Origin of the sequence: Priestia sp. D3YE.R1 (genome assembly GCF_049199565.1) — a bacterium.
Classification (GTDB): domain Bacteria; phylum Bacillota; class Bacilli; order Bacillales; family Bacillaceae_H; genus Priestia; species Priestia aryabhattai.
Window position 1 is genome coordinate 139,339 of the sequence record NZ_JBLTHW010000004.1, and the last position, 16,979, is coordinate 156,317.

General features: G+C 38.1%; 14 protein-coding genes and 1 pseudogene. 13 read left to right on the forward strand and 2 right to left on the reverse strand.

The genetic code is table 11. The annotated features are described in order from the left end of the window. Nucleotides 1-47: 47 nt before the first annotated feature. From prfB to cccB, 5 genes are all read left to right on the forward strand, one after another. Nucleotides 48-1,146 (forward strand): peptide chain release factor 2 gene (gene prfB / locus ACOZIR_RS22365; RefSeq protein WP_114896991.1). Its coding sequence is split into 2 segments (ribosomal slippage): nt 48-110 and nt 112-1,146, totalling 1,098 coding nucleotides; the frame shifts between segments, so codons are not numbered across the junction. Between the two features lie 305 nt (nt 1,147-1,451). Further along, on the forward strand, nt 1,452-3,185 hold the full coding sequence (locus ACOZIR_RS22370) for an alkaline phosphatase D family protein (protein WP_421535840.1): 1,734 nt from the start codon (nt 1,452-1,454) through the stop codon (nt 3,183-3,185). A gap of 26 nt (nt 3,186-3,211) precedes the next feature. Beyond that, on the forward strand, nt 3,212-3,430 hold the full coding sequence (locus ACOZIR_RS22375; protein ID WP_045291676.1) for a twin-arginine translocase TatA/TatE family subunit: 219 nt from the start codon (nt 3,212-3,214) through the stop codon (nt 3,428-3,430). A gap of 59 nt (nt 3,431-3,489) precedes the next feature. After that, nucleotides 3,490-4,206, forward strand: coding sequence for a twin-arginine translocase subunit TatC (gene tatC / locus ACOZIR_RS22380; protein ID WP_045291675.1), 717 nt, complete (start codon nt 3,490-3,492; stop codon nt 4,204-4,206). A 124-nt stretch (nt 4,207-4,330) separates the two neighbouring features. Further along, nucleotides 4,331-4,648, forward strand: a complete 318-nt coding sequence (cccB, locus tag ACOZIR_RS22385; RefSeq protein ID WP_045291674.1) for a cytochrome c551 — start codon at nt 4,331-4,333, stop codon at nt 4,646-4,648. A gap of 25 nt (nt 4,649-4,673) precedes the next feature. Here the strand turns inward: cccB and ACOZIR_RS22390 are convergent. Continuing rightward, nucleotides 4,674-5,210: pseudogene (locus ACOZIR_RS22390) on the reverse strand (flavodoxin family protein). Nucleotides 5,211-5,550: 340 nt separating this feature from the next. On the opposite strand from ACOZIR_RS22390, the gene ftsE reads away from it, so the two are divergent. From ftsE to ACOZIR_RS22425, 7 genes are all read left to right on the forward strand, one after another. Then, nucleotides 5,551-6,237 (forward strand): cell division ATP-binding protein FtsE, encoded by a 687-nt coding sequence (gene ftsE, locus ACOZIR_RS22395; RefSeq protein ID WP_014457812.1) that lies wholly within the window; start codon nt 5,551-5,553, stop codon nt 6,235-6,237. Next, entirely contained in the window at nt 6,227-7,117 is an 891-nt protein-coding gene (gene ftsX, locus ACOZIR_RS22400; protein ID WP_221813879.1) for a permease-like cell division protein FtsX, read from the forward strand. Before ftsE ends, ftsX begins: the two co-directional genes overlap by 11 nt. A 163-nt stretch (nt 7,118-7,280) precedes the next feature. After that, complete coding sequence (locus ACOZIR_RS22405) at nt 7,281-8,489, forward strand: murein hydrolase activator EnvC family protein (protein WP_328120439.1); 1,209 nt, start codon at nt 7,281-7,283, stop codon at nt 8,487-8,489. 173 nt (nt 8,490-8,662) lie between these two features. Further along, nucleotides 8,663-10,102, forward strand: coding sequence for a S41 family peptidase (locus ACOZIR_RS22410; RefSeq protein WP_013059738.1), 1,440 nt, complete (start codon nt 8,663-8,665; stop codon nt 10,100-10,102). 163 nt (nt 10,103-10,265) lie between these two features. Further along, the gene (locus ACOZIR_RS22415) at nt 10,266-11,456 is read left to right on the forward strand and encodes a PDZ domain-containing protein (RefSeq protein WP_045291670.1); all 1,191 of its coding nucleotides are present in this window, start codon (nt 10,266-10,268) and stop codon (nt 11,454-11,456) included. A 20-nt stretch (nt 11,457-11,476) separates the two neighbouring features. Then, complete coding sequence (locus tag ACOZIR_RS22420; RefSeq protein WP_045291669.1) at nt 11,477-11,707, forward strand: DUF2198 family protein; 231 nt, start codon at nt 11,477-11,479, stop codon at nt 11,705-11,707. A 316-nt stretch (nt 11,708-12,023) separates the two neighbouring features. Next, a complete protein-coding gene (locus tag ACOZIR_RS22425; RefSeq protein ID WP_045291668.1) occupies nt 12,024-12,938 on the forward strand; it encodes a proline dehydrogenase family protein in 915 nt (304 codons plus the stop codon). Nucleotides 12,939-13,001: 63 nt separating this feature from the next. Here the strand turns inward: ACOZIR_RS22425 and ACOZIR_RS22430 are convergent, their stop codons facing one another. Continuing rightward, nucleotides 13,002-14,663, reverse strand: a complete 1,662-nt coding sequence (locus ACOZIR_RS22430) for a sigma-54 interaction domain-containing protein (protein ID WP_045291667.1) — start codon at nt 14,661-14,663, stop codon at nt 13,002-13,004. 336 nt (nt 14,664-14,999) lie between these two features. On the opposite strand from ACOZIR_RS22430, the gene uvrB reads away from it, so the two are divergent. Beyond that, entirely contained in the window at nt 15,000-16,979 is a 1,980-nt protein-coding gene (gene uvrB, locus ACOZIR_RS22435; protein WP_045291666.1) for an excinuclease ABC subunit UvrB, read from the forward strand.

Sequence of the window (16,979 nt, forward strand, 5' to 3'; positions counted from 1 at the left end):
CTCATTTCCTTCCTGTGCGTCAAAAATAAAATAGAGGTGTTTAACTCATGGATTTAGTAGAAATTAAGCAAGAACTTGACAAAACAGCTAAGCGATTAGCGGACTTTAGGGGGTCTCTTTGACCTCGATACAAAACAAGCTCGTATCGATGAATTAGATGAGACTATGGCTGATCCAAATTTTTGGAATGACCAGCAGGCAGCTCAGACTGTTATTAATGAAGCCAATGGTTTAAAAGATGCAGTAAATCAATTTAACCACTTAGATGAAACATATGAAAATTTACAGATATCTCATGAACTTGTAAAAGAAGAATACGATGAAGATTTAGCAGAAGAACTAGTTAGTGAACTAAAAGAGCTTATTTCAGGCATGAACGACTTTGAATTACAGCTGCTTTTAAGCGAGCCGTATGATAAAAATAACGCCATTTTAGAATTGCACCCAGGTGCTGGTGGAACAGAATCACAGGATTGGGGTTCAATGTTACTACGTATGTATACGCGCTGGGCGGAGAAAAAAGGTTTCAAAGTAGAAACACTTGATTACTTACCTGGGGATGAAGCTGGTATTAAAAGTGTAACGCTTTTAATTAAAGGCCATAATGCGTACGGGTATTTAAAAGCTGAAAAAGGCGTTCATCGTCTCGTTCGTATTTCTCCGTTTGATTCATCAGGCCGTCGTCATACGTCATTCGTATCGTGCGACATAATGCCGGAATTTAACGATGAAATTTCAATTGATATTCGTACGGAAGATTTGAAGGTTGATACGTACCGTGCAAGCGGTGCCGGAGGTCAGCATATCAATACAACAGATTCAGCTGTTCGTATTACTCACCTCCCAACTAATGTAGTCGTATCTTGTCAGACGGAACGTTCACAAATTAAAAACCGTGAGCAAGCAATGAAGATGTTAAAATCTAAGTTGTATCAGTTAGAAATTGAGAAGCAGCAAGAACAGCTAGCTGAAATCCGCGGAGAACAAAAAGATATTGGATGGGGAAGTCAAATTCGTTCTTACGTATTCCATCCGTATTCGTTAGTAAAAGATCACCGCACAAATACGGAAGTCGGAAACACGCAAAGTGTAATGGATGGAGATCTAGATCCGTTTATTGATGCGTATTTACGTTCTCATATTTAATCAAAAGGCAGTATACCTCGGTATGCTGCCTTTTTTTAGTTGTTAGGACTTTGTAAAATTTGAATGAAGAAAAACGAGCGTAAAGAACTATTTGTAGATAGAAAATTAAGAAAATGCAGAAATTTAAAGGTTGCTGTCGTCTGTTCGCTTATTTTGTCAATGAAATAAAATGGTTTAAAATACCTATTTTATGGTAAATTCTTCTTTACAATCCTTTATACCTCTTTTACAAACAGCTTTTATAATTTGAGTTAAATCAAGAGGAAGGGGCATGTGCAGTGGCAAATAAATCGTTACACGAATTAATAGAGCAAGTAAAACAGAACAGTTTTTCTTCGAGTAAAGGGTTTGATAGAAGGCGTTTTTTACAAGGAGCTGGAAAAGTAGCAGGAGTATCACTTGGCTTAACAATTGCTCAGTCTATCGGTTTAAATGCAGTAGAAGTTTCAGCGGCAACGCCTAAATTTTCAAGTTACCCGTTCACTTTAGGCGTCGCATCGGGAGATCCTTTAGCAGACAGTATTGTTCTTTGGACAAGATTAGCACCAGACCCATTGAATGGCGGGAGAATGCCTAATCAACCCGTTCCAGTAAAATGGGAGCTTGCCGAAGATGAAGACTTTCATCGAATTGTCAAACGAGGAACAGAAATAGCTAGACCTGAACTTGCTCACTCTGTTCACGTTGATGTAAAAGGATTAAAGCCAGGCCGTATTTATTATTATCGATTTAAAAGCGGTCATGAGTTAAGCCCGGTTGGAAAAACAAAAACACTTCCTTCAGCAAATGCAGAAATAGCCAGCATGACGTTTGCATTCGCTTCGTGTCAACAGTATGAACATGGTTACTTTACAGCTTATGAACACATGGTTAAAGAACAATTGGATTTTGTGGTTCATTTGGGCGATTACATCTATGAATATGGACCAAACGAGTATGTGGCTGCAAGCGGAAATGTTCGTACTCACAGCAGCGCAGAAATTCAAACGCTTCAAGACTATCGAAACAGGCATGCTCAGTACAGGTCAGATGCCAATTTGAAGTCTGCTCATGCTGCCTTTCCGTGGATTGTGACGTGGGATGATCATGAAGTAGAAAACAATTATGCAAATGTAATTCCTGAAAAAGGCCAATCAGTAGAAGCATTTATTCAACGCCGCGCGGCAGCTTATCAAGCTTATTACGAACATATGCCTTTGCGTCAAACATCCTTGCCTCACGGAACGGATATGAGATTGTATCGTGACTTTTCATATGGGAAACTAGCTTCCTTTCAAGTGTTGGATACGCGTCAATACAGAGACGATCAGGCAAACGGAGACGGAACAAAGCCGCAAACGCCAGAATCTCTTGATCCTAAACGTACGCTATTAGGGATTGAACAAGAAAAATGGCTTTTTACTAATCTTGAAAAGTCAGCGTGTCACTGGAACGTACTAGCTCAACAAATTTTCTTTGCTCCCAGAAAATTTGGAACGGCGGCTAAGCCTACATACAGCATGGATGCATGGGATGGGTATACGGCGAATCGTCAGCGTGTTATTGATTTTATTGAAAAGAAAAAGTTGGACAACGTCATTGTACTAACTGGAGATGTGCACGCTAACTGGGCTTCTAATTTACACACGGATTTCTCCAATCTTAATTCAAAAATTATTGGTGCAGAGTTCGTGGGCACCTCCATCACTTCCGGAGGGAACGGGGCAGATAAACGAGCTGATACGGATAAAATTTTAAGTCAAAATCCACACCTCACATTCTTTAATGATTATAGAGGATATGTAAGGTGTACGGTAACTCCTGATATATGGCAAGCCGATTATCGCGTTGTGCCTTTTGTAACAGAACCTGGTGCGGAAATTTCAACTCGAGCTTCCTTTCAATATAAAAAAGATGGAAAAGGTATGACGGAAGTTGAAGTGAATAACGTGCCGCGCGGGCTAAAGATTTCTAAGGAAGTAGAGGAAGATCGTATGCGGGCACACGGGAAAGCACATGAAAAACAAGAGTTGAAAAAGAAAGAAAAAGTACGGCAGTAAACTGAGTAAGGGAAAGGAGGTCAAGTATGTTTTCTAATATTGGAATTCCTGGTTTAGTTATTATTTTGGTCATTGCGTTAATTATTTTTGGGCCGTCTAAGCTGCCGGAAGTTGGACGAGCGTTTGGGAGAACACTAACTGAATTTAAAGGAGCTGCAAAAGGGCTTGTATCAGATGATGAAAGTATCAAAGAAAAGCAGGCAGCAACCGTTTCTGAACAAAAAGAGAATGAATCGACATTGTAAGTAAAGAAATAGACGAGGAAACTCGTCTATTTCTACTTGTCGGAAAGGAGAGGAATATGATGGGGGAAATGAGTTTGATGGAGCACCTTGAAGAATTGCGAATTCGTATTATAAAAACACTTTGTGCGTTTGTAGTATTACTTATTTTTAGTTTTGTATTTGTACAAGACATTTATCAGTGGCTGGTGAAAGATTTGGAAGGCAAGCTTGCTGTACTTGGACCAAGTGAAATTGTATGGATTTATATGGTGATTGCATTTGTCTTTGCGCTTGCTTTTACGCTTCCGGTAGCTGCTTATCAAGTATTTCGGTTTGTTTCACCGGGGTTAAAAAAGGAAGAATACAAGGTTATGATTACCTTCATTCCATTCTTTTTTCTCTTGTTTGTAAGCGGATTGGGGTTCGGTTATTTTGTTCTGTTTCCAATGGTTTTAGCGTTTTTAACAGGCCTGTCGAATGATCAGTTTTCACTGATGTTTACGGCTGAGCATTATTTTCGTTTTATGCTTAATCTGTGTTTACCATTTGGTTTTTTATTTGAAATGCCTTTAGTTGTCTTATTTTTAACGCGTTTAGGGGTTCTAAATCCATTGAGGTTAGCTAAAGCAAGGAAGCTATCTTATTTTGCTTTAATTGTGATATCCGTACTTATTACTCCTCCTGATTTTATTTCGGATATTTTAGTCATTGTTCCGCTGCTTCTTTTATATGAACTCAGTGTGACAATTTCGCGCGTAGTATACAAAAAACGTTTAGGAAACGAATTAATTGCTTAATCGTATACATAAATGTGATGAGAGAATTCATGAAATTGAAACAAAGTCCTTGTAAACAGAGTGTTTTAAACATTCTGGAGTAGGTTATAATAGAGTGAAAACTCTACAGCAAGGGGGAGAAGGCTTGAAAAAAGTATTACTGACGTTAACAATCGGTCTAGCGCTTGTATTGTCCGCATGCGGAGGAGGAGGCAGCTCTAAAAATGAATCTGCTGGTGAATCTTCAGCGAGTGCAGAAGATATTGTGAAGAAAAACTGTACGGGCTGTCACGGAGTAGATTTAGGAGGAGCCAATGGACCAAGCCTGCAGCATGTAGGCAGCAAGCACTCGGAAGCTGAAATTGAAAACATTATTAATAATGGTCAAGGCGGTATGCCAAAAGGACTGATTAATGAAGAAGATGCCAAAAAAGTTGCTGCTTGGCTGGCAAAGAAAAAATAAGACGGATATCCGTCTTATTTTTGTGTTAAAGCTGCTTTAATTCTTCGTTTAAGACAATGGCTTGCTGTTGGGCTTTGACATCTTTAACAATGTCTCCAGGTGCATTTGCTTCTCCAATAATGTACCCGCTAAAGGAAGAACCGATAAAATCGACAATATATTGAAATTGCATAATAAGAGGAAGGGCCTTTACAGATGCGCCTGTGCCTCCGACTACTAATACATAAACGCGCTTATTTTTCATTTGTTCTTTAAAATTAATCGTTGAATCTCTAAGGCTTTCAGACCAACGATCCACAAAGTTCTTCATCAATCCGCTCATAGCTTACCAGTAGAGAGGTGTAACAAATAAAATAGTATCGTGTGCTGCCATTTTCTCCGCTATGTCATAATAATCATCTTGTTGATTAGTAAACCCATGTTCATCGTGACGCATATCAGTAATAGGGTGAATGGTATGCTGACGTAAGTAAACTTCTTCCGTATTGATATCTTTTAAGACTGCTTTAGCCAATTCTTCCGTATTTCCGTTTTCCCGTGAACTTCCATAAATAGTGATCATGTTATCTCTCCTCATCTTTTTCTTATTTATCATACCTTGTTTGTACAAAAGTAGACATGAATGTCCTCTGCCTAACGCTATTCATAAGAAGCAAATGAACAGTCAAAAACAACAAAATTAAAAATAAGGATAAATTCTCATCCCTTACTAAAAATATCCTACTTATGTCATATTTGAAATAAAAATGTAATATTTTTGGGGCTTATTTTCACGAAGAGTGATGTTATAATGAGAAAGCGCGTGAGAAGAGTCGAATTTTTGGTTTGAATTGTAGAGTTTTGTCGTATTTTGACAAGTTTTACATAGTATTAAAATAACACACTTGATTAGGTGATTACTTATGATTGAAATGCAAAATGTATATAAAACGTATCCGAACGGTGTAAAAGCAATCAATGGCATTAGCATCAAGATTAATCAAGGTGAGTTTGCTTATATCGTAGGACCAAGTGGAGCAGGAAAATCCACTTTTATTAAAATGATGTATCGTGAAGAAAAGCCTTCTTCAGGAAATATCATTGTAAACGGTGCAAATGTAGCAAAAATAAAAGATAGCAAAGTTCCTATCTTTAGACGTCATATTGGTGTAGTCTTTCAAGATTTCAAGCTGCTTCCAAAATTAACGGTCTATGAAAACATTGCTTTTGCACTAGAAGTAATTGAGCAAAGTCCCGAAGAAATTAAAAAGCGAGTGCTAGAGGTGCTAGAGCTTGTTAAGTTAAAGGGTAAAATGGATTCTTTCCCCGATGAACTATCTGGAGGAGAGCAGCAGCGTGTGTCTATTGCGCGTTCGATTGTGAATAGTCCTAAGGTTGTCATCGCCGACGAACCGACAGGAAATCTTGATCCGGAGACTTCGTGGGAAATTATGGATATATTTGAGGAGATTAATAAACGCGGTACGACTATTTTAATGGCAACGCATAACCGTGAAATTGTAAATACAATTAGAAAGCGTGTAATTGCGATTGAAAATGGAAATGTTGTACGCGATGAAGTAAGAGGTGAATACGGATATGAAGGCTAGAACATTCGGTCGCCACTTACGTGAAGGATCTAAAAGTTTAGGAAGAAACGGCTGGATGACATTCGCATCTGCAAGTGCGGTTACCGTAACGCTCTTGCTTGTAGGCGTGTTTTTTATGTTGATGATGAATTTAAATCATATTGCTAAATTGATTGAAAATGATGTGGAAATTCGTGTTCACGTTGATGCTGCAGCGACAGCAGATGATCGCAAAGCAATGAAAGAAAAGCTAGATGCAATTAAGCAAGTTGATACGGTGACGTTTTCTTCTAAAGATAAAGAGTTAAAAGATTTAATTAATAGTATGGGTGATGAAGGACAAGCTTTTGAACCGTTTGAACAGCAAAACCCATTAAATGATGTATTTGTTGTTAAAACAAAAGAGCCGACTGATGTCGCAAAAGTAGCTAAACAAATTGAGAAATATCCGTATGCAGCAAAAGTTCAATACGGACAAGATCAAGTTGAAAAGTTATTTAAAGTGCTGAAAGTAGCTCGTAATATCGGAGCAGTACTGATTTTAGGGCTTCTATTTACAGCGATGTTCCTAATTTCAAATACAATTAAAATTACGATTGTAGCTCGCCGTGAAGAGATCGAAATTATGCGCTTAGTTGGAGCCACAAACTCCTTTATTCGCTGGCCGTTCTTTATTGAAGGTCTGTTTTTAGGAGTACTTGGTTCTATTGTGCCAATTGCTGTTATTATCGGCGTGTACAGCGTTTTATATAATGAAGTTCAACCTAAATTTGATGGATTCTTTGAACTTTTACCTGCCTTTCCATTCGTGCTTCAAGTATCGCTATTGTTACTAGTAATCGGCGGTCTAATTGGAATGTGGGGAAGTACATTATCCATTCGTAAGTTTTTGCGAAAATAAAAATAGATTTTTAACATAATAGATTATAACAACCTCACATTTGATGTTTATCAGATGTGAGGTTGTTGTGTAATTAAAGATAAAAATAGAAAAAAGTGCTAATGGGGGTCTTGCTAATGCCCGTTTTTTATACGGGGAAATATGTGCAAATGGGGAGAAACAAATGACACGTAAGACATTAGTAACGACAGCAGCAGTTTTAGTTGGACTAAGTGCGGCTTGGATAGGTAATGAAAAAATTGCTTATGCAGAAAGTGCCAGCACTACTAAACTCAGTGATTTAGAGAAAAAAAGTAACGATGTGAACCAAAATATTAATGAAAATAAAGAGAAATTAAAAGAAGTTCAAGAAAAGCAAAAAAACGAAGAAGCTGAGCTTGCGCGTTTGGATTCAGAAGTCGGGCAAACAAATGCAGACATCCGAAGTCGTGAAGCTGAAGTAGAAAAAGCAAAGCAAGACATCGAAAAGCTGAAAAACGAAATTGGCGTTGTCAAAAAACGAATTGAAAAACGAAATGAGCTATTAAAAAAGCGTGCTCGTGCTTTACAAGAAAACGGCGGGTCTGTGGATTACATAGATGTACTGCTAGGCTCTGAAAGCTTCGGAGACTTTATTAGCAGGGTGAGTGCGGTTTCGACAATTGTAGGGGCTGACCGCGATTTGTTAATGCAGCATGAAGCCGATAAAAAAGCAAAAGAAGAGAAAGAAACAAAAGTACAAAACAAGCTAACGGAAGTAAATCAAGCGCTTGAAGAGCTTAAAAACCTTCGCTCGCAGCTGAAAAAGCAAGTCGATGAAAAGAATCAGCTCATGCAAACACTCAAAGATCAGGAAAAAGAATTTAATGAAGAAGCTGTTGGATTAGAAGAGCAAGCTTCTATTTTAGCTGATCAAAAAAATGCAGCGCAAGCTCAACAGGAAGAAGTTGAAGAAGCCGGATCAGGGGAAGAGGCCCCCCCTGTTACAAGCGGGTTGTTTATGAGGCCGGCAAAGGGCCCGGTAACGTCTCATTTTGGATATCGAGAAACGTTTGGAAGAGGACATTACGGTATTGATATTGGAAAGCGAGGAGAAAGTGTGCCAGTTGTAGCCGCAGCAAGCGGAAAGGTAATTAGAGCATACCATTCTTCTTCTTTTGGTAATGCCGTATTTATTCGTCACAATGTAGAAGGTCAGACGTGGGTTACAGTTTATGCTCATTTAGAGAGCTACAGCGTTTCGAATGGTCAATCTATCAATAAAGGTCAACAATTAGGTTATATAGGGAACACAGGTCGTTCGTTTGGTGCTCACTTGCATTTTGAATTGCATAAAGGCGATTGGAAAGGCAAAAGTTCCGCTGTAAACCCCGAAAGTTATATTAAATTTTAAGTTCCTAGCATACGTGGTACAAGCTCAACATATAGTTTAACAAAAAGGCATCGCACTTGATTTGTGTGGTGCCTTTTGCTACAAATAACACATGCATCCTTTTTATTACATAGTTTTGATTGTATCTATTATAATAAGAAGAGATGGCTTAAGGTTGAGGAGGATGAAAGAACTTGAATCGGAAAATCGTTGCACTATTAATGGCACTCTCCTTAGTTGTTGGAGCAGCAGGTACATATTTTGGCATTCAGTATGCAAATGCTGGAACGGTCAGTACCCCGCTTACAACTTCTTCAAATGATAGTAAAGTGGAAAAGGAAGAGCTAGACAAAATCAAGCAAGCTTATGAACTGATATCTTCAAAATATTACAAAGATGTAGATGACAAAAAATTATTAGATGGCGCAATCCAAGGAATGGTACAAACCTTAGGAGACCCTCACTCATCTTACATGGATAAGAAAACAGCACAGCAATTCACGCAGTCTCTTGACTCATCGTTTGAGGGAATTGGCGCTGAAGTAAGCATGGTAGATGGAAAGGTAACAATCGTAGCTCCGTTTAAACAATCTCCTGCGGAAAAAGCAGGATTAAAACCAAATGATCAGATTTTAAAGATCGATGGTAAAAGTATTGCGGGTCTTGAATTGAATGAAGCGGTATTAAAAATTCGCGGTAAAAAAGGCTCTACCGTGACATTGGATGTTCAACGACCAGGCGTGAAAGAAACGATGAAAGTAAAAGTTGTAAGAGATGAGATTCCAATTGAAACCGTCTATTCTTCTGTTAAAAATGTAAACAATAAAAAAATTGGCTACATGGAAATTACGTCATTCTCTGAGTCAACGGGAGACGAATTTACGAAACAGTTGAAAAAACTTGAAAATAAAAATATTGATGGCTTAGTTCTAGACGTTCGTGGAAATCCTGGTGGCTATTTAACGAGCGTTGAAAAAATGCTCGATAAATTAGTAACGAATAAAAAGCCATATATCCAAATTGAAGATCGTAACGGTGAACGTCAAAAAGTGGTTTCTTCAATGAAAAAGCAAAAGGATTATCCAATTGTGGCCTTGATTGATGGAGGAAGTGCATCTGCTTCTGAAATTCTTGCCGGGGCTTTAAAAGAAGCAGGAGGATACAAGCTAGTCGGTGAAAAATCCTATGGGAAAGGAACGGTTCAACAAGCTGTTCCAATGGAAGACGGCAGTAATTTAAAATTAACGTTCTATAAATGGCTAACGCCTGATGGAAACTGGATTAACGAAAAAGGTATAAAACCAACAGTAGAAGTCAAGCAGCCGGATTATTATTATGCAAATCCAATTCAAGTTGATAAAAAGCCATTAACACGTGATATGACAGGTGACCAAGTGAAAAATGCTCAAGTGATGCTAAAAGGTCTTGGGTTTGAACCTGGACGTACAGACGGATATTTTAGTAAAGAGACAGAAACAGCTGTAACAGCATTCCAAAAAGCCAATAAGCAAAAAGCCACAGGTGAAATTGATGAAGATACAGCAGCGCTTTTACAAACAAAACTATTAGAAAAAATCAAATCCAAAGATGAAGATCGTCAGCTTCAAACGGCTTTAAAGCTAGCTAGTCAATAAGAAGCAGAAAAAGTTCCGTGCTTTTCCAAAGCACGGAACTTTTTTTAGTAAAAACAACATTGTCGGTTAGTGATGCATTTTGATAAAATAAAGAAGCCTATGATACATAACAATCAATTGTAAATGTTGTAATACAAATGTGAAAAATACAGGTGGTGAAAAAATGGATTTTGCATTAGAGCTTTTAAAAGGTATCGGGCGTTTATTTTTGCACCCGCTAACTTATTTATTTCTGCTCGTCTCGTTTTTTGTAGGTCTTTCTCGCGTCAAGAGAGAGCGTCAGAATTTTCATGTTCGCGTGTTTGATTTTATTTTAGAAGCAAAATATTTATTTTTTCCAGGTATCATTATTGGGTTGATTTTATCCGTTGTTACCGTGTTGCTAGGTGTCTATGTATCTATAGGAACGATTGTACTTGTAGCTGTTTTAACTTTTATCATAAGCGGCCCGTGGACGTTTAAATGGCTTTCTCCTTCTTATACGGTAGGACTGGCTGTGCTTGCGACCTTGCTTATTCCTGCAGATGGTTTCGGTGAAGGATTTATTCAAACGTGGTCTGCGCAAGCTCATAACGCAGATTTACCTTCTCTTACTATTTTAATGTCGCTGCTTGTATTAGCAGAAGGATATTTAATTTGGAAATTTGGAGCAAAAGGTACGTCTCCAGCCATTGTGAAAAGTAAAAGAGGACAGGAAATTGGGGCTCATTACTCTCAAAAATTATGGGTTGTTCCGCTTTTTGTCTTAATTCCAGGCAGCGCCATTACGTCTGTGTTTCCATGGTGGCCTGTGTTGTCTATTGACGGAACATCATTTAGCCTGTTTTTTGTTCCTTTTGCTATTGGTTTTTATCAGCGAATTCAAAGTATGGTTCCGTTTAAATCTATTGAATTTACCGGTAAGCGCGTATTAGCATTAGGCGTGGGATTAACGATCATTACGATTGCTGCTATTTTTTATCCTCCTGCCGCTGTAGCTGTTGTTATTCTAGCGATCATAGGAAGAGAGTGGATTCGTTTGCAGCAGCGTCGAAGCGATGAAAAAGCGCCCGCACTATTTACTAAGCGTACACAAGGTTTGGTTGTATTAGGAATCATCCCTCATTCTCCGGCAGAGAAAATGGGTTTGAAAGTAGGAGAAGTGATTATTAAGGTAAATGGAATCGCTATATCTGAAGTCCATAAATTTTATGAAGCATTACAAGTTAATAACCGTGCTTTTTGTAAGCTAGAAGTTATTGACGAAAATGGAGAAGTTCGCTTTACTCAGCGAGCATTGTATGACAACGAACATCATGAACTAGGTATTTTGTTTGTACACAATTATACAAAACGTGATTCACAAGCTGGTTAAAAGACGGATAAAAAGGAGAAATGTTTGTGGAAGTCAAAACGATTGCCGCGATTTTTCTACCCGCCATATTGCTTGTTCTGTTTGCTAGAGTAACATATAACCTATATGTTGCCACAGCGCTGACGCTTTTGTTGATAGCTGTTTCTGTATATAAAGGGTACGCAGATTATCCGCTTATTATTTTAATAGATTTACTTTCAGCAGCCGTTGGTTTTATATATGCAAAAAGCATGCTAGCAGCTGGAAAATAAAGATTGTTGCTTTGATGATAAGTTAATCGCTTATTATTAAATTGTACACAAAAGCTCTCTACACAACGTGGAGAGCTTTTTTATGTGAAAAAATGAGTTAGAACTTATAACAATATTGTTTCGGTTCATTTAATGAACGAGTATAATCAAGTTAATTACACAAATATGTTTATATACAGAGTATTTTAAACAATTATGTATAAATTTATTTAAATAAGTGTACAGAAATGTGAGAAGGGTATAGAAAAATAACATTATTAATCTGAAAATTTAGTTTATTTTTTAATCTAAAAAAATAAAAGGAGGTTTAGGATTGATGGAAGTATTAATGAGAACGATGTTTCAGTCGCTTGGCAAAAATCATTCAATGAACAAATTAGCTAAAAAGTATGGATTGAGGATGGGGGCAGCTCGTTTTGTTGCTGGAGACTCAACCGAATCAGCAATTCAAACATCCAAGGAGCTTAACAATAGTGGGAAAGTTGTTACACTCGATCATTTAGGAGAATTTGTTTTTACAGAAGAGGAAGCCAGGTTGTCTACTGCCATGTGCATTCAGACACTAGAAGCCATTGCAGAATCGGGCGTTCAATCAAATTTATCATTAAAGATGACTTCTTTAGGATTGGATATTAGCAAAGAGCTTTGTATGGAAAATATGCGCAGAATTCTACACACGGCCAGAATGAATGATATTTTTGTTCGAATTGATATGGAAGACTACTTGCACTGCCAAATCTCCCTTGATATATATAAAGAATTACGCAAAGAATTCGATAATGTTGGAATTGTGATTCAAGCGTATCTTTATCGTACAGAACAAGATATGAATGACTTACATCACTATCAAGCCAATTTGCGTCTGGTAAAAGGAGCTTATAAAGAATCACCAGAAGTATCATTTCCGGAAAAGAAAGACGTAGATGAAAACTATAGAAAAATCATTAAAATGCATATATTAAATGGGCACTATACAGCTGTAGCGAGTCACGATGAAGAAATGATTCAGTACACAAAACGATTAGTAAGAGAAAATGGTATTTCAAATGATCAATTTGAGTTCCAAATGCTTTATGGAATTTGCGTAGAGCTGCAGGATCGTCTGGTGAAAGAAGGATATAAAGTCAGGGTTTATGTTCCTTACGGTATTGATTGGTTTGGGTATTTCATGAGACGCCTAGCCGAGCGTCCCGCCAACGTATGGTTCGTGTTGAAAAACTTCTCCAAATAAGTTCAGTCTAAAAAAATCAAAAAATTCGACACGAAGCTAAAATGCTTGTGTCGAATTTTTTGATTAGTTTAATCCGTATTCTTTGATTTTGTTATAAAGGGTGCCGCGCGAAATGCCAAGCAGATCTGCTGCTGCACTTTTGTTTCCATAGGTTTTTTGAAGAGTCTCTTCTATTAGCCTAGCTTCTTGGAGAGAATCTTCTTCTTTTTGAACTTCTGTGAAAGAACTTGCATCCTTCAGATTGTCAGGAAGGTGCGTAAGGGTAATCAACGACTGATCACTTAGAAAAATCATTCGTTCAATCGTATTTCTCAGCTCGCGAATATTACCTGGCCAATCGTATTGCATAAAGGCTTCAAGAACTTCAGAGCTGATGAAAGGAGCCTTCTTTTTATACTTTTTACTAAATTCCTGTACAAATTGCTGAGTTAATGCTTCAATGTCTTCTTTATGGTCTCGAAGCGGCGGAATGATAATATTAATGACGGTCAGCAAATAGTAAAGATTTTCATGGAATTCACCGGCTTTTAGCAACTCTTCCAAAGGCGTCGTGGTAGAGGCTACAATTCGAGTTTGGACTTGAATTTCTTCCGTGCCTCCAACGTGATAAAAGGATCGTTCTTCCAAGTAACGGAGAAACTTAACTTGAATTTCAAGAGGCATTTTATCAATTTCTTCAATAAATAACGTCCCGTTATGAGCCTGCTCGAGTTTTCCTGCAATGGTCGTTGGATCTTCTGAAAAGACATCTTTTTGATGACCAAAGAGCTCAATTTCCAGAAGTCCGGATGGAATAGTGGCGCAATTTAAAGATAAAAAAGGTTCTTTATGTTTGGATCCCCCATAGTGGATGGCCTGAGCCAGCATTTCTTTTCCAGAACCAGCTTCTCCTGTTAATAGAATAGGCATATCTGTAGATGCCACTTTTTTGGCAATATCAACGGCTTGCTTAATTTCAGGACTGATACCCGCAAAAGAAGAAAATGGATTATCTTTCGGAATGAGAAGAGACACATCAATTTCTTCATTTAATCTTACAATATTGGTAATGTCATGTTCGGTTGCGACTCCACCTATGACTCGGTTATTTCTTATAATAGGAGATGCATTGATGAGCACGTGAGTTTGTTCATTAGGACGATGATACGTTCCGCGCACAGGACGCCCTTCATTTAGAATCGTATGTAGAATGATGGATTCATCTTTGAAATGCTCTCCGATTTTTCTACCAATAATATCATCTCTCTGAATCTTATACGTATGTTCCGCAGCAGTATTCCACAAGATTACATTTCCTTCATTATCGACCGCTGTCACTGCATCATTAATGGTTTCTGCCAATGTATCAAAATAGGAAGCTAATATCTCATTTTGGCTATGCAAATGTGTAATCCACTGTGAAGGTGTTACAAGTCCTATTATGGTTTCTTGGTTTTCTGCTTGAATGAGGACTGGTCTATTCCAGTTTGTGTTGGCTTGTAAATTGGCTAACGTAGAAGTAGAAGATGAAGGCCAATTTGTGTCCGCTATTACTTTTTTAATGGACGATGCCCCGTCATGACCTGTTAAAAGGTATCGTTCATCTTTTTGTATTACATAAAAGGTACTTGCTGTGACTACAACGAAATCATAGTTAGAAAGTTCCGATTTCACTTTAGCTAAAGAAGTTGATTCTTCAACTGTTATAAAGGAGTTATTTATAAGAACTTGATCAACGCTTGCCATACTAAACCCCTCTCAGTACATATTTTTTATACTGTATCATAATTTAGAAATTGGCGCAAAAGCCTATCCTTTTCAAACAATTAAGCAGCTTACTCTCTTTTAATGCTTTCATCCAAAGAGTTGTATTCCTTTCGATAAGGGTAGCATAAGAATTTAGTGGGTAATAAAGTAACAGGGTAAAAAATAAAAACAAACAAACACTATATAAGATTAATACTCATTAGTTTCATTTATGAGTATAAAGTGATAAAATACGAATATCAGTTCGTGTTTTTCGGTTTTTACATATCGTAATAAAAATAGATAAAACAAGAAAATAGAAACGGAGGCCTTCATTTGAAAGATCAGTTTGAATTAGTATCCCCATATCAACCGCAAGGTGATCAGCCAAAGGCAATTGAAAAGATTGTGAAAGGAATTAAAGAAGGTAAGCAGCATCAAGTTTTGTTAGGTGCTACAGGAACGGGAAAAACCTTCACCATGTCTAATGTTATTAAGGAAATAAATAAGCCGACACTAATTATGGCTCATAATAAAACGCTTGCTGGTCAATTGTACAGTGAGTTTAAAGAGTTTTTTCCTAATAATGCAGTCGAATACTTTGTCAGTTACTATGATTACTATCAGCCTGAAGCTTATGTACCTCAAACAGATACATTTATTGAAAAAGATGCAAGCATTAATGACGAGATTGATAAACTTCGTCACTCGGCAACTTCCGCTCTTTTTGAACGAAAAGATGTCATTATTATTGCCAGCGTGTCCTGTATTTATGGATTAGGGTCTCCGGAAGAATACAAAGAAATGGTCGTATCTCTTCGAGTAGGAATGGAAAAAGAACGCAATCAGCTGCTTCGTACGCTAGTGGATGTCCAGTACGAAAGAAACGATATTGACTTCAAGCGCGGAACGTTTCGCGTTCGCGGTGATGTTGTTGAGATTTTTCCTGTGTCTCGAGATGAACATTGTATTCGCGTGGAATTTTTCGGGGATGAAATTGACCGCATCCGAGAAGTCGACGCCTTAACAGGAGAAATTATTGGAGATCGTGAACACGTGGCTATCTTCCCGGCATCTCACTTCGTCACGAGGGAAGAAAAAATGCGTGTGGCCATTCAAAATATTGAAAAAGAACTAGAAGAACAGCTAGAAAAGTTAAAAGAAGCAGGAAAGCTTTTAGAAGCGCAGCGATTGGAGCAGCGCACGCGCTACGACCTAGAAATGATGAGAGAAATGGGGTTTTGTTCGGGAATCGAGAATTACTCTCGTCATTTAACGCTTCGTCCGGCTGGTTCTACACCTTATACACTGCTGGATTTCTTCCCGGAAGATTTCCTCCTTGTGGTGGATGAATCCCACGTTACGATTCCTCAAGTTAGAGGAATGTATAATGGAGACCAAGCGCGTAAACAAGTGTTGGTGGACCATGGTTTCCGCCTGCCGTCTGCATTAGATAACCGTCCGCTTAAATTTGATGAATTTGAACAGCATATTAAACAAATCGTCCATGTTTCAGCAACACCAGGTCCTTACGAACTTGAGAAGGCGCCTGAGGTGATTGAACAAATTATCCGTCCAACGGGATTACTAGATCCAAATATTGAAGTTCGACCAATTGAAGGGCAGATTGATGATTTAATTGGAGAAATTCATGACCGGATTAAGCGAAATGAACGAGTGCTTGTTACGACGTTAACAAAGAAAATGTCTGAGGATTTAACGAACTACTTAAAAGAAATTGGCATTAAAGTTCAATATCTTCACTCTGAAGTGAAGACGCTCGAGCGCATTGAAATCATCCGAGAGCTGCGTCTTGGAAAATATGATGTGCTTATAGGGATTAACTTACTCCGTGAAGGTTTAGATATTCCGGAAGTTTCGTTAGTAACCATATTAGACGCGGATAAAGAAGGATTCTTGCGTTCAGAACGATCGCTTATTCAAACCATTGGACGTGCCGCGCGAAATGCTAATGGACATGTCATTATGTATGCAGATCGCATCACAAACTCCATGGACATTGCAATCAATGAGACAAAGCGTCGTAGAAGTATTCAAGAAGCTTACAATGAAGAGCACGGCATTACGCCGACAACGATTCAAAAAGAAGTTCGAGGTTCAATTCGTGCAACAGTAGTGGCAGAAGATACAGAAACGTATGAAGAAGCACCGGCATTTGATAAGCTCAACAAAAAAGAAAAAGCAAAGCTCATAGAAGAAATGGAACAAGAAATGAAAGAAGCAGCCAAAGCGCTTAACTTTGAGCGCGCAGCTGAGCTTCGTGACTTGATTCTAGAATTAAAAGCGGAAGGGTGA